The organism is Amycolatopsis sp. VS8301801F10 (assembly GCF_046195355.1).
In the GTDB taxonomy this organism is placed as follows: Bacteria; Actinomycetota; Actinomycetes; order Mycobacteriales; family Pseudonocardiaceae; genus Amycolatopsis.
In genome coordinates this window covers 6,977,735-6,997,785 of the sequence record NZ_CP176065.1, presented here as the reverse complement: position 1 = coordinate 6,997,785, position 20,051 = coordinate 6,977,735, and the positions used below count along the sequence as shown (strand labels likewise).

Genomic DNA, 20,051 nt, shown 5'->3' with positions numbered 1-20,051 from the left:
AGCTTCCGAGGGGAGTCTGATGCGTTCTCTTGGCAATGTCCTGATCACCGGCGGTGCGTCCGGTCTCGGCGCCGCGACGGTCGAGGCGGTCCGCGCGGAGGGCGGCACCCCGTGGGTGCTGGACCGCGCGCGGCCCGCCGACGGAGTGGAATTCGTGCAGGTCGACCTCGCGGACTCGGGCGCGGCCGAGGCAGCCGTGCGCGAGGTGGCCGACCGGGCAGGCGGGCTCGACGGGGTGGTGACCGCGGCGGGGATCGACGCGTGCGGCCCGCTCGGCGAGGTCCCGGCCAAGGACTGGGAGCGGGTCGTGCACGTGAACCTCCTCGGCACGGTCGCCGTGGTGCGTGCCGCGCTGCCGTTCCTAGAGCAGTCCCACGGCCGGATCGTCACGGTGTCTTCGACGCTCGGCATCAAGGCGGTCAGCGACGCGACCGCTTACTGCGCCTCGAAATTCGGCGTGGTCGGGTTCACGCGCGCGCTGGCCGCGGAACTGGCCGGGCGGGTCGGGGTGACGCTGCTCGTGCCCGGCGGGATGTGGACCCGGTTCTTCGACGACCGGACGGAGCAGTACCGCCCGCCCGCCGACGCGAAGCTGAACCGGCCGGAACACGTCGCCGGGACGATCGCGTTCGCCCTCGGCCAGCCGCCGGACGCGGAGGTGCGGGAACTGGTCGTGTGCGCGTCGGAGGAGGGGTCGTGGCCGTGAGCCTGCCCGGAGCCGCCGCGGAAGGGGCCCGGCCATGACCGTGCTCGCGTTGCGCGCCCTCGGCATCGGCGACCTGCTCACCGCGGTCCCGGCGCTGCGCGGCCTGCGGCAGGCATATCCGGACGAACGCCTCGTGCTGGCCGCGCCGGAATGGCTGCGGGACCTGGTCGGACTGGTCGACGCGGTCGACGAACTGCTCCCGACCCCCGGCCTCGGCGCGCTGCGGTGGCCCGGCCCGCCGCCGCGGCTGGCGGTGAACCTGCACGGCAACGGGCCGGAGAGCATCCGCGACCTGATGGCCGTCCTGCCGGACACGCTGCTCACCCACCGGAATCCGGCGGTCCCGGAGATCCCCGGCCTCGACTGGACGCCGGGCATCCACGAGGTCGACCGCTGGTGCCGGTTGCTCGAGTACGGCCAGTGCCCGGCCGACCGCCGCGACTTGCGGCTTCCCCCGCCGCCCGGGCCGAGTCCCGCGCCCGGGGCGGTCGTCGTGCACCCGGGCGCGGCGTTTCCGGCCCGCCGCTGGCCGCCGGAACGGTTCGCCGAGGTGGCGCGCGAGCTGGCCGCGGCCGGGCACCGCGTGGTGCTCACCGGCGGGCCGGCCGAACGCGACCTGGCGGAGGAGGTCGCGACCCGGGCCGGGCTGGGCGCCGACGCGGTGCTCGCCGGGCAGACCGGGCTGGCCGAGCTGGCCGCGCTGGTGGCGGAAGCGGCGCTGGTGGTGTGCGGGGACACCGGAGTCGGCCACCTCGCGACCGCGTTCGGCACGCCGTCCGTCCTGCTGTTCGGCCCGACGCCGCCGCGGTGCTGGGGCCCGCCGCCGGACGTGCCGCAGCATGTCGTGCTGTGGGTGGGCGACGTCGGCGACCCGCACGGCACGGAACCGGACGCCGGACTGCTGCTGCTGAGCACGGATCGCGTGCTGGAGGCGGCGCGGTCGGTGCTGCGCGAGGGGGTGTCGCATGGGTGAACGGATCGGCGTCCTCGGAGCGGGCTACGTCGGGCTGACGACGGCGGCCTGCTTCGCCGCGATGGGCCATCAAGTGTCCACTGTAGACATCGACGAGGCCAAGGTTTCCCGGCTGCGGGACGGAGAAGTCGGCCTCGCCGAGCCGGGCCTGAAAGAACTGGTCGCCGAGGGGCTCAGAACAGGCACGCTGGCCTTCTCCGGAGAGGTCGCCGCGGTCGCCGGGTCGGCGATCGTGTTCCTGTGCCTGCCGACGCCGCCGGGCGACGACGGCGCCCCGGACCTGCGCGCGCTCCGCGACGCGCTGGGCGACCTCGGCCGGGTGCTCGCGCCGGGCACGGTCGTGGTGACGAAATCGACCGTGCCGGTCGGGACCGCGCAGCGCCTTCCGGAGTACCTCGGCCGCGCTGACCTGCCCGTGGTCAGCAACCCGGAATTCCTGCGCGAAGGCCATGTCGTGCACGATTTCCGCTGCCCGGACCGGGTCGTCGTCGGCGCGGATCCGCCGGATTCGCCCGCCGCGGACCGGGTGGCGGAGCTCTACGCGCCGACCCAAGCCCGGATCGTGCGCACGAGCAGCGCGAGCGCCGAGCTGGCCAAGTACGCCAGCAACGGCTTCCTCGCGGTGAAGGCGTCGTATGCGAACACGCTGGCCGAACTGTGCGAACAGTGCGGCGCGGACGTCCGCGACGTGTCCGCGGTGATGGGCCTCGACCCGCGGATCGGCCCGCAGTTCCTGGCCCCCGGGCCGGGCTGGGGCGGCTCCTGCCTGCCGAAGGACGCCAGCGCGCTGCTGCGGGCGGCGGATTCGGCGGGCGTCGAGTTCGGGCTGCTGCGCGACGCGGTGCGGGTGAACGCCCGGCAGCGCACGCGCATGGTCCGCGCGATCCGGACGGCGGCGACCGGGCGGCCGGACGGTCCGCTGGACGGCGTGCGGATCGGCGTGCTGGGCCTCGCGTTCAAGGCCGGCACCGGCGACGTGCGCGATTCCCCCGCGGTCGCGGTCGCGGCCGAACTGGTCCGGCGGGGAGCCGAGGTCACCGCGTACGACCCGGCCGTCCAGTCCGAAATGGACGGAGCGACGGTGGTCGACGACCCCTATCTGGTCGCGAAAGACGCGGCCGCGCTGGCCGTTCTCACCGAATGGCCGGAGTTCCGCGGCCTCGACTGGCGCCGGCTCGCCGAGGCGGCGGACCGGCCGGTCGTGGTCGACACCCGCAATCTGCTCGATCCGACCGTGCTCGCCGAGGCCGGGTTCGCCCGGATCGGCGTCGGCACCCCCGTGGAGGTACCCGATGCGTGTTCTCGCCCTAGGCTGCACCCTCAAGCGCTCGCCGGACCGCTCCAGCAGCGACCTGATCGCCCGGCAGCTGCTCGAGCTGTTCGCGGAGCGGGGGGTGACCGGCGAACTGGTCCGGGTGGCCGACCATGACGTGCGCCCCGGCATCGAGACGGACATGGGCGACGGCGACGAATGGCCGGAGATCCGGCGCAAGGTGGCCGCCGCGGACATCCTGCTGATCTCGACGCCGACCTGGGTCGGGCACATGTCGAGCATCGCGCAGCGCGTGGTGGAACGGCTGAACGCCGAGCAGTCCGAGACCGACGACGAGGGCCGCCCGGGGATGTTCGGCAAGGTCGGCGTCGTCGCGGTGGTCGGCAACGAGGACGGCGCGCACAAGATCACCGCGGACCTTTTCCAGTCGCTCAACGACATCGGCTTCACTATTCCGGCCCAGGGCGGCACGTACTGGAACGGGGAAGCCATGCAGGGCGGCGACTACCAGGACCTGGACGAGACGCCCGAGGCGGTCGCGTCGACGAACGCGACTCTGGTGCGGAACGCGGTGCATCTGGCGGAGCTGCTGGGCAAGCAGCAGTACCCGGCTTCGTGACGCTGCCTTCGCGGGCCGGGCAGCGGCCTGGCCCGCGAAGGTTCACGGCCGCTGTCCGATTCCGGTCGCGATCTCGTGTCCGCGGTGCTCGTCCGGGGCCAGCGGCGGAGTGCCGCCGCCCTCGCCCCGGCGGAGCCCGTGCAGAAACTCCCGCACAGTCGCCTCCGCCGGCCACGCCGGCTGCCACTCCAGCTCGGACCGGGCCCGCGTCGTGTCCATCACCGGCAGCCGCAGCACTGTCTCGAACAGACCGGGCGTCGCGGGCACCAGATGCAGCCGCCAGGCCGCCGCGAGCGCGGGCTTGACCAGACCGGCCGGCACCGGCACCCGCCGCGCGCGCAGAATCCGCGCCAGCAACCGCGGGTCGACCACAGGGTCGGTCGCGATGTTGAACGCGCCCGACACCGGACGCAGTACGCAACGGCGGATCGCGTCGGCGAGGTCGTCGGCGTGCACGACCTGGAACCGCAGACCGGGGATGTCCGGCACGATCGGCACCAGGCCCGGCCGCAGCAGGCTGCCCGGCACGAACGGCCCGGCGAACAACCGCCGCTGTTCGGTCGACGCCGCGCGCTGGAAGACGAAACCGGGCCGGACGCGCACCACCCGGATCTCCGGATTCGCCCGTTCGAAGGAGTCCAGAAGCCGCTCCACGTAAGCCTTTTCGCGCGGGTACGCCGCGCCCGGCCAGCCGTGCGTCGGGTAGTCCTCGGTGACCGGGCGGTCGTCGGAAGCGGGGGAGTAGGCACCGACCGACGAGGCCACGACCAGCGTCGACACTCCCGCGGCCGCCGCGGCCTCGAACAGCCGGAGCGAGCCGCGGACGTTCGTCTCCCAGGTCAGGTCCGGGCGATGGGTCGGCTGGAAAAGCCAGGCCAGGTGGACCACCGTGTCGACGTCGCGGAGCACCGGAGCCAGCTCGTCGTGCGCCACGTCGACGCCGACGTACTCGGTCTTGGGCGGCGGAATGCCCGCCGGACGGCGTTCGAGGCCGGTGATCGCCTCGACGTCCGGGTCGGCCGCCAGCGCGCGCACTGTCGCGGTGCCGATGTTGCCGGTCGCGCCGGTCACTGCGATCCGTCGGGAAGTCATCCGGCCCGGGTACCCGCCGGGAGCTGGGCCAATCAGTGCTGGTCGAGCTGCCGCAGCAACCGGCGGACCGGCAGCGCCATCGCGCCCAGCCCGAGCGTCGCGGTCACCCCGTCCTTCGACGAGACCAGCCGGTCCTCGACCTGGCACACCAGCGACCGGCAGCGCTCCAGGTCCACCTCCCGGCCGGGCACCGCGGTGTCCCGCACCGCGGCGGCGAGTTCCCGCAGCAGGTCGGCGAGCGCGTCCCGGGCCTGCGGCCACGGGTAGACGAACGGCTCGCGGCCCTCCGAGGTCGTCCGCACCGCCTCGACCAGCTGCTCGACCGGCGGCCACAACGCGCCCAGCGTCCGCAGCGCCCGTTCGTGCTGCACCCCGGAATGGCGGCTTCGCTTGCGCAGATTGAGGAACCGGCCTTCCCGGGTGAGCCCGGAGGCGTCCTCGGCCGCCCGAGCGAGGCTGCGCACGTCGCTGATCCGGCCCAGCCACTCGTCCAGTTCCTCCGGCGGCTCGTCGGCCCGCACGAGCTCGGCGGTGTCCTCCAGCAGCCCGGCGAGCGCGGAAGCGAGCCGGTCGGCCGCGGCGGCGACGCGTTCTCCGTACAGCGGCGGGAAGATCAGCACGTTCACCGCCAGCCCGATCGCGGCGCCGAGCGCGGTCTCCAGCAGCCGGTCGCCGAGCAGTTCCGAACTCCGCGCCGTCCCGTAGGTGACCAGCAGCATCCCGGTCACCCCGACCCACACGCCGGACCCGCCGAACCTGCGCCAGGAACCCAGCAGCAACCCGATGAACACGACGATGGCCAGCGTCGCCGTCTGCTCCGGCACCAGCTGCGCGACGCCGGCGGCGAGCAGCACGCCGAGCGTGACCGAGCCGACCTGTTGCGCCCAGCCGAGCAGGCTGCGGTAGACGGTCGCCTCCACCAGGAAAACCGCCGCGTAGGGCGCGAGGAACGGCTGGGAAAGCCCGATCACCTGGGTGGCCAGCAGCCAGGCGGCCACGGCGGCGACGGTCGCCTTGGCCGCCTGCAGAGCGGTGCGCCGCTCGCTGCCGGGCACGCGGATCGCACGGGCGGCCCAGCCCAGCGGCGTGCGATCGAGTTTGGGCGTCACGCGCGTACGGGCGCGCCCAGGTGGACGAGCTTCGTCTGCGTCATCTCGTCGAGCAGCTCGGGGCCGTAGCCGTAGCCGGACCCGCTGCCGCGCCGCGGGTGGGCCGCCCCGCCGGGAGCGCCGCCGAAGACGTCGTTGACCTTGACCGTTCCGACCGCCAGCTCCCGCCACGCGTGCTGCGCGTGTTCCATCGACGCGGTGAGCACGGTCGCGGCGAGCCCGTAATCGTCGTTGGCGGCCTCGGCCAGCCCGTGTTCGAAGGAATCCACCACGCACACCGGCGCGACCGGGCCGAAGGTTTCCTCGCGCAGCACCCGCATCTGACTGGTGCATCCAGTCAGGACGGTCGCCGGGTAATGCGCGCCCGGTCCGGCCGGGACTTCGCCGCCGGTGCGGAGTTCGGCACCCAGCGACACGGCGTTCTCCACGTGGGAGTGCACATGGTCGCGGTGGCGAGGGTCGACCAGCGGCGCGAGCTTCTTGCCTCGGGCGATCTCGACCAGAGCTTCGGTGAACGGCTCGGCGATCGCGCGGTGCACGTAGATCCGTTCCACCGCAACGCAAATCTGCCCGGAGTTCGCGAACGCCCCGAGCGCGGCCTGCTCGGCGGCCCAGCGCGGGTCGACGTCCTCGTCCACGACGAGCGGGTCGTTGCCGCCGTTCTCCAGCAGCGCCTTCGCCCCGGTCGCCGCCGCGCTCGCCGCGATCGACCGGCCGGTGGCGGTGCTGCCGACATGCGCGAGCACATCCACGTCGCTCCGCGCGGCCAGCACCGCGCCGATCCGGCCGTCTCCGTGCACGGTCTGCAGCACGCCTTCCGGGAAAACCCCGGCCAGGACTTCGCCGAACAGCGTTCCGGTGTGCGGACACCGTTCGCTCGGCTTGTGCACCACAGTGTTTCCGGTGACGACGGCAGCGCCGATGAGCCCGCACGAGACCGCGACCGGGTCGTTCCAGGGCGTCAGCGCGACCACCACCCCGCGCGGCTCCGGGACCATCAGGTCGGTGGCGGCGAAGTCCCCGAGCAGGGTGCGGCCGCGGTGCACCGGGCCCAGTTCGGCGTACTGGTCGAGCGTTCCGGCGCCGGCCAGCACCCCGGCCTCGGCTTCGTCGAGCGGACGGCCGGTTTCGCGGCGGTTGATCTCGGCCAGGTCGCCGGCGTGCGCGCGCAGCCGGTCCGCGGCGGCCCGCAGCGCCGCGCCGCGTTCGGCGGCCGGGGTCCGGTCCCAGCCCGGCTGCGCCCGGTGCGCGAGGCCCAGCGCGGCGTCGAGTTCGTCCGGGCTGGCCATCGGGACCGCGCCGACCGGGCTCCCGTCGGCCGGGTCGGTGATCGCGAGCGTGGCGGCCCGGGCGTCGAGCGTGGTCATCGCACCTCCTGCTGAGTCGGGTCCCGCTGCGGGTACCCCGGCGCCCGGACTGTCATGCGTTCCGTTTGCCCGCGCCCAGGCGGGGTAAACCGGCGCGAGTGAACACTTTCCCGGACTACTCCGTGGTGATCCCGACCACCGGACGCCCCGCGCTGCGCACCCTGCTGGACACGCTCGCCGCCGCCGAAGGCTCCGGCCCGGCCGAGGTGATCGTGGTGGACGACCGTCCACAAGGGACTCCGCTGGAGACGCCCGGGGGCGTCCGGGTGCTGCGCACCTACGGCCGGGGCCCGGCCGCCGCGCGCAACGCCGGCTGGCGCGCGGCGAAATCGGACTGGATCGCCTTCGTGGACGACGACGTGGTCCTCGCCGCGGACTGGCCCGCCCAGCTGGCCGCCGACCTGGCCCGGCTCCCGCCGGAAGCCGCCGCGTCGCAGGCCAGGATCGTGGTTCCGCTGCCCGAAGACCGGAAACCGACCGACGACGAACGCGGCACCGCCGGGCTGGAAACGGCGCGGTGGATCACCGCGGACATGGCCTACCGGCGGTCGGCGCTGGTCGAGTCCGGCGGTTTCGACGAACGATTTCCGCGCGCGTTCCGGGAAGATTCCGACCTGGCCTTGCGCGTCGTCCTCAAGGGACACCGCATCGAGCGCGGCGAACGCGTCACGACGCACCCAGCGCGCCGGTCGGGCTTTTTTGCCAGCGTGAAAGCCCAACGAGGCAACGCGGACAACGCCCGGATGCGGTACAAGCACGGCGTCCTGTGGCGGCAGCGAACCGGCGCGGGCAGCGGGATGCTGGGGCGGCACGCGGTGACCGTCGCCGCGGCAGCCGCCGCGCTCGCGCCCCGATGGCGTCGCCCCGCCCTGGCCGCCTGGGCCGGGTTGACCGGCGCCTTCGCCGCGCAGCGCATCCGCTCCGGGCCGGCCACGCCGGGCGAGATCGCGCGCATGCTCGTGACGAGCGTCCTGATCCCGCCCGCGGCCTGCTACCACCGGCTTCGCGGGGAAATCGCCGCCCGCCGTTCGCTCGCGCCGCAAGCCGTGCTGTTCGACCGCGACGACACGTTGATCCACGACGTCCCGTACCTGTCCGACCCGCAGCAGGTCCGCCCGGTCGACGGCGCGGTCAGCCTGGTGCGGGAACTCCGGCGGAGGGGCGTGCGGGTCGGGGTGGTGAGCAATCAGTCCGGAGTCGCGAAAGGACTGATCGAACCGAGTCAGCTGAGCGCGGTGAACGCCCGCGTGGACGAGTTGTTCGGCGAATTCGGCACCTGGCAGGTGTGCCCGCACGATGCCGGCGACGGCTGCGACTGCCGCAAACCGTCCCCGGAACTCGTCCGGCGCGCGGCAAAGGAACTGCAGGTCGATCCGGCGCGATGCGTTGTCATCGGAGACACCGGCGCGGACGTCGAGGCCGGCCTCGCGGCGGGGGCGCGCGCTGTGCTGGTGCCGACCGCCCGCACGCTGCCCGCCGAGATCGTCCGCGCGCGGCGAGAGGCGCTGGTGGCACGAGATCTCGCGGACGCACTGCGGCAGGCCGGGGTCGTGGCGTGAACCGGGTTTTGGTGGCCCGGCAGGACAACCTCGGCGACGTCCTGCTGGCCGGCCCGGCTATCCGGGCGATCGCCGCGCAGGCCGGGCACGTCACGCTGCTGGCCGGACCGCACGGCGCGGCCGCCGGGGAACTGCTGCCGGGAGTCGACGAGGTGCGGGTCTTCCGCGCGCCGTGGATCGACCCGGATCCGCCGCCGCTGACCCGCGAATCCGCCGAAGCCCTCGCCGGGCAGCTGACCGGCTTCGACACGGCGTTCGTTCTGACGTCGTTCCACCAGTCGCCGTTGCCGCTCGCGCTGCTGCTGCGGATGGCCGGGGTGCCGTGGATCGGCGCGATCTGCGACGACTATCCGGGCAGCCTTCTCGACCTCCGCCACCGCGTGCCCGGCGATCCGCCGGAGGCGCTGCGGATGCTGTCGCTCGCCCAAGCTGCCGGATGCGCGCTGCCTCCCGGCGACGACGGACGGCTCGCGGTCCGGCGTCCGCTTCCGGAGGTTTCGGCGCTGACCGGCATCGGCGACTACGTCGTGGTGCACCCGACGGCCTCGGTCCCGGCGCGCAGTCCGTCTCCGGTCCACTGTGGACGGATCGTGGACGCGCTCGGCGAAGCCGGGCACCGGGTGGTGGTGACCGGCGCGAAACCGGAGGGGATGACCGCCGACGTCGATCTGAGCGGTCGCACCACTTTGCCCGAACTGGCCGCGGTACTCGCCGGTGCGGAGGCCGTCGTGGCCCCGAACACCGGTCCGGCGCATCTGGCGGCGGCGGTCGGAACGCCGGTGGTGTCGCTGTTCGCGCCGGTGGTGCCCGCCGCGCGCTGGGCTCCGTTCGGGGTTCCGGCGGCGTTGCTCGGCGACCAGCACGCGCCGTGCCGGGGCACCCGCGCCCGGACCTGCCCGGTCCCCGGGCATCCGTGCCTGGACGGCATCGACCCGGCCGAAGTCGTGGCCGCGGTGGAGGAACTGACCGCGAGGCCGAGCCGCCGGATCACCGCTTGACCCGCAAGGGCGCTCGAACCGCAAGGGAAGGAGAACCATGGTGGACCCAGCACCGTTGCCCGAGGAGGTCGACGGACCCCGCACGGCGATCGTGACCGGCGCGGATTCCGGCATCGGCCGGGCGGTGGCCGTCGCGCTCGCCGGCGGGGGAGCGGACGTCGGAATCACTTGGCACAGCGACGAAACCGGCGCGGAGGAGACCGCGGCCGAGGCGAGGGAACAGGGCGTGGAAGCGCACGTGCGGCAGCTCGACCTGACCGACCTGCCCGCCGCGGGGAGCGTCGTGGACGAACTCGCGGACGAACTCGGCGGCGTCGACGTGCTCGTGAACTGCTCCGGCACCGGCAGCAGCGAACTGGCGATGGACATGGACTTCGACACCTGGCGCAGCGTCGTCGACGTCGACCTGCACGGCGTTTTCGTGTGCTCGCAACGCGCCGCGCGGCACATGATCGACGCCGGGCGCGGCGGCCGGATCATCACGATCACCAGCGTCCACGAACACGTGCCCCGGGTCGGCGCGGCCCCGTACTGCGCGGCGAAAGCCGGTGCCGGCGCGCTGACCCAGGTGCTCGCGCTCGAACTCGCCGAGCACGGGATCACGGTCAATTCCGTGGCGCCGGGCGAAATCTCCACCCCGATGACCGGCCAGACCGACGCCGATCCGCGCGACCAGGACCGCCCCGGGATCCCGCTGGGCCGTCCCGGCCACGCCCGGGAAGTCGCCGCGGCGGTGGCTTTCCTGGCCACCCCCGCGGCGGGATACATCACGGGTGCGTCCCTGGTGGTCGACGGCGGGCTGATCCGCATGGGCGCGCAGGCCGGAACCGCGTTCCCGGACCACAGCTGGCGACGTCCCTAAGCCCGCTTTTCGCGGCTGCCGCTGAGCGCGACCGCCAAGGCGACGAGCGCGGTCAGCCCGTGCAGCCAGTTGTCCGCCCAGTTGAGGTTCACCGGGTCGTCGCGTGCGGTGCTGAACGCCGTCGCCAGGATCCCGTACGCGGTCAGCCCGGTGAACGCCACGAACAGCACCCAGCAGTACGCGATGGCACCGGCAAGCTTGCGTGCGGCCAAAAGTCCGAGCAGGCCGAGTGCGGTGTGGACGATGTTCAGCACCGTGCTGGAGCTGAACAGCCAGACGACGCGCGTGGTGTCGTGCCCGCCGTGCGCGGTTTCCGGCACGAAGAACCCGGCGATGCCGAGGGCCAGGTAGATCAGCCCGAGCACGGCGACGACCGGACGGGCCCAGGAACGGGTGGTGACCGTCGGCATGGGGGACTCCTTTTCCTTGCGGCCGTAGTTCCCTTGGCGCGCACCAGTTTTTCCGGTCACTCCTCGCGGAGCGACTTCGCGACGGAACCGCCGGCCTCGTCCGCCTGCTCGCCCGGGTCCGGGTCGGCCCGGCGCCGCGGGAGATCCTCGTCCGGGGCCACGGCCTCGGCCGCCTCCGCGCGAGCGAGCGTCTCGTCGTCGGGCGGGTTCGGCACGGGCTGGACGTCCGGCTGCTCCTCGGCGAGCCTGCGGCCGAGCGGCTCGCCCTCGCGCGCCTCGGCGGGGGTCGTGCCCTGCCGGGTCGCCGGGCTCCAGCGTTCGGCCGGTTCGACGCCGGCCTCCAGCGGGTCGACTCGCAGTTCGTCCTCGTCGAGAGATTCGGATTGATCGAGCGTTTCGGGCTCAGCCGGATCGCTGTCGGCCATTGTGCTCCCTTCTCGCTTGCTTTGCTCGCCGGATACCCGCTGGGAACGGGACAAAACGGTTTCTCAGGCGGCGGCGAGGTCGCGGATCGCGGCCTGCGCTTTCTGGATTTCCTGTCCGACCAGGAGCGCGGTGAAGCGCGCGACCGAGGCGCTGTGCGCGGCCGAGGCGACCGCGTCGCAGGCTGCCTGCGCGTCGTCGGAGACATGCCGCACGCGGCCGCCGAGCAGCGCTTCCTCGAGCTGCGCGGACAGGTCGGGCAGGAGTTCGGAGAGATCGTCGGCGAGGAGGCTCAGCAAACCGAGCGTCCGGTACAGCTGGGCGGGGGAGTCGTAGCCGCCGGCACCGGCTTCGCGACGGAGCCGGCGCAGCGCGGTCTGCGCCTGCTCGGCCGGTGCGGGAGACGTCGCTGAATGGTCCATGGAACGGCAGTACCCGGTGGTGGCACGGCTAACCGGAAGGGTTGCGGCCGGTTGCTCCGGGTATCCGGGGACGATGAACGAGATCGTCGAACTGATCCGGAGGCGCGGCTGCCTCGCCGAGCCCCGCGACGCGGAACGGATCGCGCACGCGGTGCTGCGGACGCTGTCCGAACGGATTTCCCCGGAGGCGGCGGCAAGCCTGGCGGTGCAACTGCCGGTCGAGCTGGCCGAGGACCTCCGCCCGGGCGGCGGCGCGGGAGAACGCTTCGAACTGGAGGACTTCGTCGGCCGGATCGCCGAGCGGGCGGATCTGCCGGACCCGGAGGCCGTCCACCGGACGGGCGTGGTGCTGGAGGTACTGGGCCGCGAGACGGTGCGGGTGGCCGCCGAGGTGTGGGAGGTGCTGCCGGAATCGCTGCGGCATCTGGTGGAGGCTCCGGCTGCTTGACGGTGCTGCCTCCGGGCCGGTGATGGTGCCTGAGGCTGGGTGGTGCTGTCGTTGCGGCGGCTGGTGGAGGCTTGCGGGATCGTTCAGCCGTGGCGCATTCGCCGCCCGTGGGCTCGCGTGGCCGGTTGGGGTCGGGTGACGGTTGCGTCTCCGGGGCTGGTGCGGTTGGGCATGGCTGGTCGATGGTGCGCGGGGTCTGGGCGGTGCTGCTGTCGCGGCGGCTGGTGGAGGCTGCGGGATTGCTCAGCTGCTCCGCATTCACGCCGATGGAGCCGAGCGTGGCCGACGGGGGGCCGACTGCTCTAGTGCTGCGCCTGCGGTTGGGCGTGGCCGTTCGATGTCGCACGGCACCTAGGCGGTGCTGCCGTCGCCGCGTCTGATCGAGACTCCGGCTGCCTGGCCGCTCAGGCGTTCCGCATCCGGGGCCGGTGCGGCTGGGCGTGGCCGCCGGGTTCGCTCGGGATGTCGCGGTCCACGTGGTCGGCGTGGTGGAGTGCCTGGGCGAGGAGCCCGCGGACGTGCTCGTCCGCGGCGGAGTAGTACACGAACGTTCCCTCGCGCCTGCCCTTCACCAGGCCCGCGAGCCGGAGCTTGGCCAGGTGCTGGCTGACCGCCGTCGGGGCGGCCCCGGCCAGTTCGGCGAGGCAGGCCACCGACGATTCTCCCTGCAGCAGCGCCCAGAGCACCTTGATCCGCGTCGGGTCGGAGAGCAGGCGGAAGCTTTCCGCGGCCAGGTGGACCTGCTCGTCGGAGGGCATGTCGAAGTCCGGCAGGGAGGAGTGCATGACCTGCATGCTACCGTCCCTTCCTGGCTATCTGCGCATCTGCGCAGGTATGCTGGCAGGAGGCCGGCGCGTTCGCCCGGTCGCGTGAGTTCCGAGCATCCCGGGAGTTGTCGATGGCAGAGCCGCGTCGGGACCGTCCGCAGCCGGGGCACGGCCACGGTCATGGTCATGGGCACGGCCACCCGGAGACCTGGCGGCACCGCGTCAAGCACTTCCTCACCCCGCACAGCCACGACAGCGCCGACCGCCTCGACACCGCCCTCGAGACCAGCCGGCGCGGCATCCGGGCGCTGATCTGGTCTTTCGCCGCTCTGTTCGGCACCGCCGTCATCCAGCTGGCCCTCGTGGCGGTCACCGGTTCGGTGGCCCTCCTCGGCGACACCATCCACAACTTCGCCGACGCCCTCACCGCCCTCCCGCTGGGCATCGCCTTCGCCCTCGGCCGCCGCGCCGCGACCCGCCGCTACACCTACGGGCTCGGCCGCGCCGAGGATCTGGCCGGAGTCGTCGTGGTGCTGATCATCGCCGGATCGGCCGCGCTCGCCGCGTACGAAGCGATCGACCGGCTGCTGCACCCGCATCCCGTGGAGCAGCTCTGGGTGCTCGCCGCGGCGGGAGTGGTCGGGTTCGCCGGAAACGAACTCGTCGCGCGGTACCGCATCGCCGTCGGCCGGGAAATCGGCTCCGCCGCCCTGGTCGCCGACGGCCTGCACGCCCGCACCGACGGGTTCACCTCGCTGGCCGTCGTCCTCGGCGCGCTCGGCGTCGCCCTCGGCTTCCCGGCGGCCGACCCGGTGATCGGATTGCTGATCACGGTCGCGATCCTGTTCGTCTTGCGCGACGCGGCGAAGGAAGTCTTCCGGCGGCTGATGGACGCCGTCGACCCGGCGACCGTCGAACTGGCCGAGCGGACAGCCGCGGCGGTGCCCGGCGTGGAGGGCGTCCGCGAAGTCCGGATGCGCTGGATCGGCCACAGCCTGCGCGCCGAACTCGCCATCCAGGTCAACAACACGCTCACCGTCGAACAGGCGCACCACCTGGCGCACACCCTGGAACACGACCTGATCGCCGCCGTGCCCCGGCTGACCGCGGCGACGGTCCACGTCGAACCGGCGATCGGAGCGGAGACGGTGCACCTGGGCTGAGGCGCGCATCGGCCGATCGGTTGATCCGCCGCTCCGCCCGGTCCGGCCGGAAAGTCTGGCCACCCAGTCGATTCGCCGCATCGGCGCCGCCGGGCACGGTTGAGGCATGGCAATCATCGAGGTGGACAGCCTCGTCAAGCGGTATGGCGCGCACACCGTCGTCGACGGGGTCAGCTTCGCCGTCGAGCCGGGCGAGATTTTCGGCATTCTCGGCCCGAACGGGGCGGGCAAGACCACGACCGTCGAGTGCGTCGAAGGGCTGCGCAGGCCGGACGGCGGCGCGATCCGGGTGTGCGGCCTCGACCCGCGACGCGACGAGCGCGAGCTGCGCCAGGTGCTCGGCGGACAGCTCCAGGAAAGCGAACTGCCGGACAAACTCAAGGTCGGCGAGGCGCTCCGGCTCTACAACTCGTTCTACCGCGACCCGGCCGACTGGCGGGAACTCGCCGAAATCCTCGCTCTCGACGGCAAGCTCGGCACCCAGTTCCGCCGCCTGTCCGGCGGCCAGAAACAACGGCTGTCGATCGCGCTCGCCCTGCTCGGGAACCCGAAGGTCGCGGTGCTCGACGAACTCACGACCGGCCTCGACCCGCAGGCCCGGCGCGACGTCTGGGGCCTGGTCGAGCGCGTCCGCGCGCGCGGCGTGACGATCCTGCTGGTCACGCACTTCATGGAGGAGGCCGAGCGGCTGTGCGACCGGCTGGCGGTCATCGACGCCGGTCAGGTCGTCGCGGTGGACAGCCCCGCCGGGCTGGTGTCCCGCGTCGACGACCGGCAGCGGCTCCGGTTCCGCCCGGCCGCGCCCCTGGACGACGCGGTGCTGACCGAACTGCCGGAGGTCTCCGCCGTCGAACGGGCGGGAAGCCAGCTCGTCGTCACCGGGACCGGAAATCTGCTGCTCGCGGTGACTTCCGCGCTCGCCCGGCGCCAGCTCGTCGTCGCGGACCTGCGAGTGGACCAGACCACGCTGGACGACGCGTTCGTCGCGCTCACCGGCCGTTCCATCGAATCCTGAGGAGACCCCGGTGCCCGCCTTGTTCCGGCTCGCCGCCACCGAAACGAAACTGTTCTTCCGCGAGCCGATCGTCGTGTTTTTCGCGCTCGCGTTCTCGCCGGTCCTTTACGCCGTCCTCGGCCTGATCCCGGCGCTGCGCGAACCCGGCGCGGACGGGGTCCGGACGATCAGCCGGTACCTGCCGATCGTGGTCGCGATGGGGATCGCGCTGTTCTCCCTCAGCGGGCTGGCGCAGCTGTTCGCCGCTTATCGCGAGAAGGGCGTTCTGCGGCGGATGCGGCTCACACCCGTGCGGCCGGCCGTCCTGCTTGGTGCGCAATTGCTGATGGCCGTGGTGCTGTCGGCAGCATCGACGCTGGTCATCCTCCTGATCGGACGGCTGGCCTTCGACGTCGACCTGCCTCGGCAACTGCCCGCGTACGTGCTCAGTTTCGCGCTGCTGGAGCTGGCGTTGTTCGCGCTCGGCCTGCTGGTCGCGGCGCTCGCGCGATCCGCGAAAAGCGCCAGCGCGGTCGGTTCCCTGGTGTTCTTCCCGCTCGTGTTCTTCGCCGGACTCTGGGTGCCGCGCGCCACGATGAACGAGGTGCTGCTCACGATCAGCGACCTGACGCCGCTCGGCGCGGGCGTACAAGCGTTGCAGGACACGGCTTCCGGGAATTGGCCGCACCTGTTGCACGTCGGTGTCATGCTAGGGTGGCTTGTCGCGACCGGGGGCTTGGCCGCGCGCTATTTCCGCTGGGAGTAACTGGTGGGCATCGAGGGGGACCTGCGCGAAGAGTTCGACCGCTGGGAACGCGCACAGACAGCGACCTTCACCGCGCTGCCTTACGTTCTTCTCGCGGTCAGCGTGAGCATTACGCTGCTGCAATTGCCCGCGCATCTCCCCGTCGTCCTTGGCCTTTCCGGTGCTGCCGCGCTGTGGCTGCGATGTTTTCCTTTGCGCGCATTGCGGGCCGGTTATTACGCAGGTTTCCTGGCGATAACGGCGGGGTTGGCGGCCCTCGCACCGTGGTACGGCTTGTTCGCTTTCGCCGGATACCCGCTGGCTTTTCAGTACTTGACCGGACGCTGGCGGTACGCGGGCGCCGCGGCCACCGCGATGGTCTCGGCGGTGGCGTTCCTCGGCGGAACAGCCAAGATCGACGCGGAGAATCTGTGGTGGGTGTGGCTGGGCGTCAGCGTGCTCTCGATCGCCGTCGCCTGGGCGGTGTGCTATTTCGTGGAAATGGCCTACCAGCGGAATGAACTGCAAAAACAGGCGCTCGCCGAACTGCACGAGGTCAACCTCGAACTGGAGGCCGCGTTGGCCGAGAACGCCGCGTTGCACGTCCGATTGCTGGCCCGGGCCCGCGAGGCCGGAGTGCTGGACGAACGCCAGCGAATGGCGCGGGAGATCCACGACACCCTCGCCCAGGGCCTGGCCGGGATCCTGACCCAGCTGCAGGCCGCCGAGCACACCGCCGCCGAGCCCGCGGTGCTGGGCCGGCACCTGGCGAACGCGACGGAGCTGGCCCGGGAAAGCCTGGTCGAGGCGCGCCGGACGGTCCAGTCCGTGGAGCCGGCGGTGCTCGCCGAAGCCCGGCTCCCGGAAGCGATCGGCGAGGTGGCGAGGAAGTGGTCGGCGGCCAACGGGATCGCGGCCGTGCTCACCACCACCGGCGACGCCCGGCCGATGCACACCGATGTCGAAGTGGCGTTGCTGCGCACCGCGCAGGAAGCGCTGTCGAACGTCGCCAAGCACGCACGAGCGAGGAGGGTCGGACTGACCCTGTCGTACATGCCGGACCTGGTGACCCTCGACGTCCGCGACGACGGCGTCGGCTTCGAACCGAATGCCAAGCGCGCCAACGGTTCCACGAACGGCGGTTTCGGACTGGCCGGAATGCGGCAACGGGTGCAGCGGTTCGCGGGACGCTTGGACGTCGAGTCGGAACCAGGCCGCGGCACCGCGATCTCGGCGGCCGTGCCCGCGATTCCGGCCGGGGGCGCGCGGTGATTTCGCTCTTGATCGTCGACGACCATCCGGTGGTGCGCGACGGGCTGCGCGGCATGTTCGGCGCCGATCCCCGCTTCGAGGTGGTCGGCGAGGCCGCGGACGGCGCCGCCGCGATTACCGCCGGGGAGAACCTGCGCCCGGACGTGATCCTGATGGACCTGCGAATGCCGGGCACGGACGGCGTCGCGGCGATCAGAGAATTGGCGAAACGCGGTGTCCCGGCGCGAATCCTGGTGCTGACGACGTACGACACCGACAGCGCCGTCCTCCCGGCCATCGAGGCGGGAGCCACCGGGTATCTGCTGAAGGAAGCGCCCCGGGAGGAGCTTTTCCGCGCGGTCGAGGCCGCGTCGCAAGGCCAGGCGGTGCTGTCGCCGACGGTCGCGACCCGGCTGATGGGCCAGCTGCGGCAACCTGCGGCGGACCTGTTGTCGGAGCGCGAGATCGAGGTCCTGCAGCTGATCGCGAAGGGCGCGACGAACCGCCGCGCGGCCGAGCAGTTGTTCATCAGCCAGGCGACGGTGAAGACGCATCTGCTGCACGTCTACGCGAAACTCGGCGTAAACGACCGCGCGGCGGCGGTGGCCGCTGCGTTCGCGCAGGGGTATTTGCCGCTCTAGACCGGTGCGTGAAGAGTCAGCTCGAACGGCGCGAACCCGCGGCCGCGGTAGAAGCGGATGGCGGATTCGTTGGCCGCATAAGCCGTGACGCTGGCTTGGTTCGCGCCGGATTCCCTTGCCCACGCGAAGAATTCCTCCGTCAAGGCCGTCGCGACCCCGGTTTCCCGGTGTGCGGGGTCGACGCGCAGGCTTTCCAGCACGCCGACCACCGCCCCCGGGCGAAGCGGGTCGGCGCGGCGGATTCGGCCGATCAGGTGGCCGATCGGGGAGCCCGTGGCGGAAAGCGCCAGCAGGCACTGGGAATCGTTGCGGTGCACCAGATCCGTGAAGTAGGCCGGGCCTTCCCGGCGCGGCCAGGAGAGGTCCAGATACGGATCGCGCCGCCCGCCGTCCTCGGCGAACAAGGCTGCTGCCGAGGCGACGAGCTGCGGCACGGATTCGGGTGTGGCGCGGACGACGGAAGAGGTCATTCCGAAAACGCTAACCGGTCCGATTAATCTTGCAAATATCGAATTCCGCCGATCAATCGCCTTCCCGCGACCGCTAGGCCGGCCAGACCCGTTCCCCGCCGACCCACGTCTCCCGCACCCGCACCTGGTCCAGCGTTTCCGGATCGACGGCGAACGGATCCTCCGCCAGCACCGCGAAATCGGCCAGGAAGCCCGGCGCGAGCCGCCCCTTCGTCGTTTCCTCGCCGGACGCGTAAGCCGACCCCGTCGTGTACACCCCGAGTGCGGCCTCGACGCTGATCCGCTGCGAAGGCCCGAACAACTCGCCGTCCGGGGCCCGCCGCGTCACGCAGCTGCGCAGGGCGTACAGCGGCGGGAACGGCCCGCACGGATGGTCGGACGAACCGGCCACCGCGACCCCGGCGTCGAGCATCGACCGGTGCGCGAACATCCGCTCGACGCGCTCCGCCCCGTAATACCGGGTCAGCTTGTCCCCGTGCGCGGCGGCGTAGTTCGCGAACGGCACCGCGACCATGCCGTGGCCGCGCATCCGCTTCAGGATCTCGTCGTCGATGATGGAACAGTGTTCGATGCGGTGCCGCGGGTCCTGCCGGGGGTGGGCGGCCTGGGCCTGGTCGACCGCGTCCAGGACGCGGCGGATCGCGCGGTCGCCGTTGGCGTGCACGCAGACTCGCCAGCCGGCGTCGTGCACGTGCCGCACGGTGTCGGCCAGTTCGGCCGCGCTCACGCGCTCGAGGCCGTGGCTGCCGGTGCCTTCGATGGGCTGTTCGACCAGGCAGGTCCCGCCGTTGACGGCACCGTCGGCGAAGGTCTTGACGCCGCCGAGGCGCAGCCGCGTTTCCGGGGTGAGCGGGGCCTCGGGGAGGGCGCGGAAGTAGTCGAAATGGTCGTAGGCGGCCAGCGCGTTGACCCGGAGCGTGAGCTGGTCCTGGTCGGCGAGATGGCGGAGGACCTGCCATTCGGTGCGGCCGACCAGTGCGTCCCCGACCGAGGTGATGCCCGCGGCGTGCAGGGCGGCGGCGTGCCGGGTGAAGGCGGCGGCCAGCACCTCGGTGGACGGGTCCCGCACGATCGTCGGGCGCGGGGTGAAGGCGGGGAACGCCAGGTCGTAGAGGGCCTGGTCGTGGATGACGCCGTCGAGACGGCCGGCGGCGTCGCGGCCGAGGTGGCCGCCGGGCGGCGGTTCGCTCGAGTCGGTCAGCCCGGCCAGTGCCAGGCCGGGGGAGTTGAGGACCCCGGCGTGCAGCGTCACGTGCACGACCAGCACCGGGTGGTCCGGGCAGGCCGCGTCCAGTTCGGCGCGGGTGAGCTCGCGGCCGCCGTTGCTGCGGAACGCGTCGTAGCCGCAGCCGATGACCCATTCGCCGGGCGGCGTCGCGGCGGCTCGTTCGCGCAGGGCCGCGGCGAGGTCGGCGGTCGAGCGGATTCGCGAAGGCGACAGGTCGACCTGCAGCGTCTGGGCGGCGACGACGGTCGGATGCTGGTGGGCGTCGTTGAACCCGGGGACGACGGTGGCGTCGCCGAAATCGTGCACCTGCGCCGAGGGGAACTCCGCGCGCAGGTCGGCGACGGTGCCGTGCGCGACGACCCGTTCGCCGCGCGTCGCGAAGGCCGGAGGCTCGGCGCCGGACCTGGCCACGATGCGCCGGGCGGTGACGATCTGCGCGGTTTCCGGTGCGGACACGGGGTTCCTCCAGGGTCGACGGCGGACCGGGCGGCGCTGTGTCCACAAAGGACGGTGTGACCACGGTGCCGCGCC

The 20,051-nt window shown here is 72.5% G+C and carries 22 protein-coding genes; 13 read left to right on the top strand and 9 right to left on the bottom strand.

Annotated features, from left to right (window positions below):
- Nucleotides 1-19 precede the first annotated feature (19 nt).
- Genes F9C11_RS32025 through F9C11_RS32010 form a run of 4 tightly spaced genes read left to right on the top strand, consistent with a single transcriptional unit; the run spans nucleotide 20 to nucleotide 3,571 of the window.
- Nucleotides 20-706, top strand: coding sequence for an SDR family oxidoreductase (locus tag F9C11_RS32025; RefSeq protein ID WP_409181087.1), 687 nt, complete (start codon nucleotides 20-22; stop codon nucleotides 704-706).
- 34 nt (nucleotides 707-740) lie between these two features.
- Complete coding sequence (locus F9C11_RS32020) at nucleotides 741-1,679, top strand: glycosyltransferase family 9 protein (RefSeq protein ID WP_409181086.1); 939 nt, start codon at nucleotides 741-743, stop codon at nucleotides 1,677-1,679.
- Nucleotides 1,672-3,108, top strand: a complete 1,437-nt coding sequence (locus F9C11_RS32015; RefSeq protein ID WP_409181085.1) for a UDP-glucose dehydrogenase family protein — start codon at nucleotides 1,672-1,674, stop codon at nucleotides 3,106-3,108. Before F9C11_RS32020 ends, F9C11_RS32015 begins: the two co-directional genes overlap by 8 nt.
- Nucleotides 3,032-3,571, top strand: a complete 540-nt coding sequence (locus F9C11_RS32010; RefSeq protein WP_409187017.1) for a flavodoxin family protein — start codon at nucleotides 3,032-3,034, stop codon at nucleotides 3,569-3,571. The genes F9C11_RS32015 and F9C11_RS32010 overlap by 77 nt, the downstream gene beginning before the upstream one ends.
- A 42-nt stretch (nucleotides 3,572-3,613) precedes the next feature.
- Here F9C11_RS32010 and F9C11_RS32005 read toward each other — a convergent pair whose 3' ends face one another.
- From F9C11_RS32005 to F9C11_RS31995, 3 genes are read right to left on the bottom strand one after another with little or no spacing between them, the layout of a single operon-like run.
- Nucleotides 3,614-4,663: an NAD-dependent epimerase/dehydratase family protein gene (locus F9C11_RS32005; RefSeq protein ID WP_409181084.1), complete on the bottom strand. Its 1,050-nt coding sequence runs from the start codon at nucleotides 4,661-4,663 to the stop codon at nucleotides 3,614-3,616.
- A gap of 32 nt (nucleotides 4,664-4,695) precedes the next feature.
- The gene (locus F9C11_RS32000; RefSeq protein WP_409181083.1) at nucleotides 4,696-5,772 is read right to left on the bottom strand and encodes an FUSC family protein; all 1,077 of its coding nucleotides are present in this window, start codon (nucleotides 5,770-5,772) and stop codon (nucleotides 4,696-4,698) included.
- Nucleotides 5,769-7,139 (bottom strand): aldehyde dehydrogenase family protein, encoded by a 1,371-nt coding sequence (locus F9C11_RS31995; RefSeq protein WP_409181082.1) that lies wholly within the window; start codon nucleotides 7,137-7,139, stop codon nucleotides 5,769-5,771. The genes F9C11_RS32000 and F9C11_RS31995 overlap by 4 nt, the downstream gene beginning before the upstream one ends.
- A 98-nt stretch (nucleotides 7,140-7,237) precedes the next feature.
- Here F9C11_RS31995 and F9C11_RS31990 point away from each other — a divergent pair, with 98 nt between their 5' ends.
- The 3 genes from F9C11_RS31990 to F9C11_RS31980 are packed head-to-tail and all read left to right on the top strand — an operon-like array spanning nucleotide 7,238 to nucleotide 10,558.
- Nucleotides 7,238-8,698, top strand: coding sequence for an HAD-IIIA family hydrolase (locus tag F9C11_RS31990; RefSeq protein WP_409181081.1), 1,461 nt, complete (start codon nucleotides 7,238-7,240; stop codon nucleotides 8,696-8,698).
- Nucleotides 8,695-9,696, top strand: coding sequence for a glycosyltransferase family 9 protein (locus F9C11_RS31985; protein ID WP_409181080.1), 1,002 nt, complete (start codon nucleotides 8,695-8,697; stop codon nucleotides 9,694-9,696). Before F9C11_RS31990 ends, F9C11_RS31985 begins: the two co-directional genes overlap by 4 nt.
- A 37-nt stretch (nucleotides 9,697-9,733) precedes the next feature.
- Nucleotides 9,734-10,558: an SDR family oxidoreductase gene (locus F9C11_RS31980; RefSeq protein WP_409181079.1), complete on the top strand. Its 825-nt coding sequence runs from the start codon at nucleotides 9,734-9,736 to the stop codon at nucleotides 10,556-10,558.
- On the opposite strand, the gene F9C11_RS31975 is transcribed toward F9C11_RS31980, so the two are convergent.
- From F9C11_RS31975 to F9C11_RS31965, 3 genes are all read right to left on the bottom strand, one after another.
- Complete coding sequence (locus F9C11_RS31975) at nucleotides 10,555-10,968, bottom strand: DUF4383 domain-containing protein (RefSeq protein ID WP_409181078.1); 414 nt, start codon at nucleotides 10,966-10,968, stop codon at nucleotides 10,555-10,557. The two genes, F9C11_RS31980 and F9C11_RS31975, sit on opposite strands and share 4 nt — an antisense overlap.
- Before the next feature lie 56 nt (nucleotides 10,969-11,024).
- The gene (locus F9C11_RS31970; RefSeq protein WP_409181077.1) at nucleotides 11,025-11,393 is read right to left on the bottom strand and encodes a hypothetical protein; all 369 of its coding nucleotides are present in this window, start codon (nucleotides 11,391-11,393) and stop codon (nucleotides 11,025-11,027) included.
- 63 nt (nucleotides 11,394-11,456) lie between these two features.
- A complete protein-coding gene (locus F9C11_RS31965) occupies nucleotides 11,457-11,813 on the bottom strand; it encodes a hypothetical protein (RefSeq protein ID WP_409181076.1) in 357 nt (118 codons plus the stop codon).
- Nucleotides 11,814-11,886: 73 nt separating this feature from the next.
- Here F9C11_RS31965 and F9C11_RS31960 point away from each other — a divergent pair, with 73 nt between their 5' ends.
- Nucleotides 11,887-12,261 carry a DUF2267 domain-containing protein gene (locus F9C11_RS31960; RefSeq protein WP_409181075.1) on the top strand — a complete coding sequence of 125 codons (375 nt, stop codon included), beginning with the start codon at nucleotides 11,887-11,889 and terminating at the stop codon, nucleotides 12,259-12,261.
- A gap of 404 nt (nucleotides 12,262-12,665) precedes the next feature.
- Here F9C11_RS31960 and F9C11_RS31955 read toward each other — a convergent pair whose 3' ends face one another.
- Nucleotides 12,666-13,046 (bottom strand): metalloregulator ArsR/SmtB family transcription factor, encoded by a 381-nt coding sequence (locus tag F9C11_RS31955; protein WP_354746552.1) that lies wholly within the window; start codon nucleotides 13,044-13,046, stop codon nucleotides 12,666-12,668.
- A 113-nt stretch (nucleotides 13,047-13,159) separates the two neighbouring features.
- On the opposite strand from F9C11_RS31955, the gene F9C11_RS31950 reads away from it, so the two are divergent.
- The 5 genes from F9C11_RS31950 to F9C11_RS31930 all read left to right on the top strand — a co-directional run bounded on the left by F9C11_RS31950 (nucleotide 13,160) and on the right by F9C11_RS31930 (nucleotide 17,822).
- On the top strand, nucleotides 13,160-14,191 hold the full coding sequence (locus F9C11_RS31950; protein ID WP_409181074.1) for a cation diffusion facilitator family transporter: 1,032 nt from the start codon (nucleotides 13,160-13,162) through the stop codon (nucleotides 14,189-14,191).
- Nucleotides 14,192-14,297: 106 nt separating this feature from the next.
- Nucleotides 14,298-15,206 carry an ABC transporter ATP-binding protein gene (locus F9C11_RS31945; RefSeq protein WP_409181073.1) on the top strand — a complete coding sequence of 303 codons (909 nt, stop codon included), beginning with the start codon at nucleotides 14,298-14,300 and terminating at the stop codon, nucleotides 15,204-15,206.
- Between the two features lie 10 nt (nucleotides 15,207-15,216).
- The gene (locus F9C11_RS31940; protein ID WP_409181072.1) at nucleotides 15,217-15,951 is read left to right on the top strand and encodes an ABC transporter permease; all 735 of its coding nucleotides are present in this window, start codon (nucleotides 15,217-15,219) and stop codon (nucleotides 15,949-15,951) included.
- Between the two features lie 3 nt (nucleotides 15,952-15,954).
- Nucleotides 15,955-17,202 (top strand): sensor histidine kinase, encoded by a 1,248-nt coding sequence (locus F9C11_RS31935; protein ID WP_409181071.1) that lies wholly within the window; start codon nucleotides 15,955-15,957, stop codon nucleotides 17,200-17,202.
- Nucleotides 17,199-17,822 (top strand): response regulator, encoded by a 624-nt coding sequence (locus tag F9C11_RS31930; RefSeq protein ID WP_409181070.1) that lies wholly within the window; start codon nucleotides 17,199-17,201, stop codon nucleotides 17,820-17,822. Before F9C11_RS31935 ends, F9C11_RS31930 begins: the two co-directional genes overlap by 4 nt.
- Here F9C11_RS31930 and F9C11_RS31925 read toward each other — a convergent pair.
- Nucleotides 17,819-18,292, bottom strand: a complete 474-nt coding sequence (locus F9C11_RS31925) for a GNAT family N-acetyltransferase (protein WP_409181069.1) — start codon at nucleotides 18,290-18,292, stop codon at nucleotides 17,819-17,821. The two genes, F9C11_RS31930 and F9C11_RS31925, sit on opposite strands and share 4 nt — an antisense overlap.
- 73 nt (nucleotides 18,293-18,365) lie before the next feature.
- Complete coding sequence (locus F9C11_RS31920; protein WP_409181068.1) at nucleotides 18,366-19,976, bottom strand: amidohydrolase; 1,611 nt, start codon at nucleotides 19,974-19,976, stop codon at nucleotides 18,366-18,368.
- Nucleotides 19,977-20,051: the final 75 nt, after the last annotated feature.

Bases quoted from the DNA above. Each gene is read 5' to 3' on its own strand.
- F9C11_RS32025 (WP_409181087.1), top strand. From the start codon at position 20: ATGCGTTCTCTTGGCAATGTCCTGATCACCGGCGGTGCGTCCGGTCTC.
- F9C11_RS32020 (WP_409181086.1), top strand. From the start codon at position 741: ATGACCGTGCTCGCGTTGCGCGCCCTCGGCATCGGCGACCTGCTCACC.
- F9C11_RS32015 (WP_409181085.1), top strand. From the start codon at position 1,672: ATGGGTGAACGGATCGGCGTCCTCGGAGCGGGCTACGTCGGGCTGACG.
- F9C11_RS32005 (WP_409181084.1), bottom strand. From the start codon at position 4,663: ATGACTTCCCGACGGATCGCAGTGACCGGCGCGACCGGCAACATCGGC.
- F9C11_RS31995 (WP_409181082.1), bottom strand. From the start codon at position 7,139: ATGACCACGCTCGACGCCCGGGCCGCCACGCTCGCGATCACCGACCCG.
- F9C11_RS31980 (WP_409181079.1), top strand. From the start codon at position 9,734: ATGGTGGACCCAGCACCGTTGCCCGAGGAGGTCGACGGACCCCGCACG.
- F9C11_RS31975 (WP_409181078.1), bottom strand. From the start codon at position 10,968: ATGCCGACGGTCACCACCCGTTCCTGGGCCCGTCCGGTCGTCGCCGTG.
- F9C11_RS31970 (WP_409181077.1), bottom strand. From the start codon at position 11,393: ATGGCCGACAGCGATCCGGCTGAGCCCGAAACGCTCGATCAATCCGAA.
- F9C11_RS31965 (WP_409181076.1), bottom strand. From the start codon at position 11,813: ATGGACCATTCAGCGACGTCTCCCGCACCGGCCGAGCAGGCGCAGACC.
- F9C11_RS31960 (WP_409181075.1), top strand. From the start codon at position 11,887: ATGAACGAGATCGTCGAACTGATCCGGAGGCGCGGCTGCCTCGCCGAG.
- F9C11_RS31955 (WP_354746552.1), bottom strand. From the start codon at position 13,046: ATGCACTCCTCCCTGCCGGACTTCGACATGCCCTCCGACGAGCAGGTC.
- F9C11_RS31950 (WP_409181074.1), top strand. From the start codon at position 13,160: ATGGCAGAGCCGCGTCGGGACCGTCCGCAGCCGGGGCACGGCCACGGT.
- F9C11_RS31945 (WP_409181073.1), top strand. From the start codon at position 14,298: ATGGCAATCATCGAGGTGGACAGCCTCGTCAAGCGGTATGGCGCGCAC.
- F9C11_RS31925 (WP_409181069.1), bottom strand. From the start codon at position 18,292: ATGACCTCTTCCGTCGTCCGCGCCACACCCGAATCCGTGCCGCAGCTC.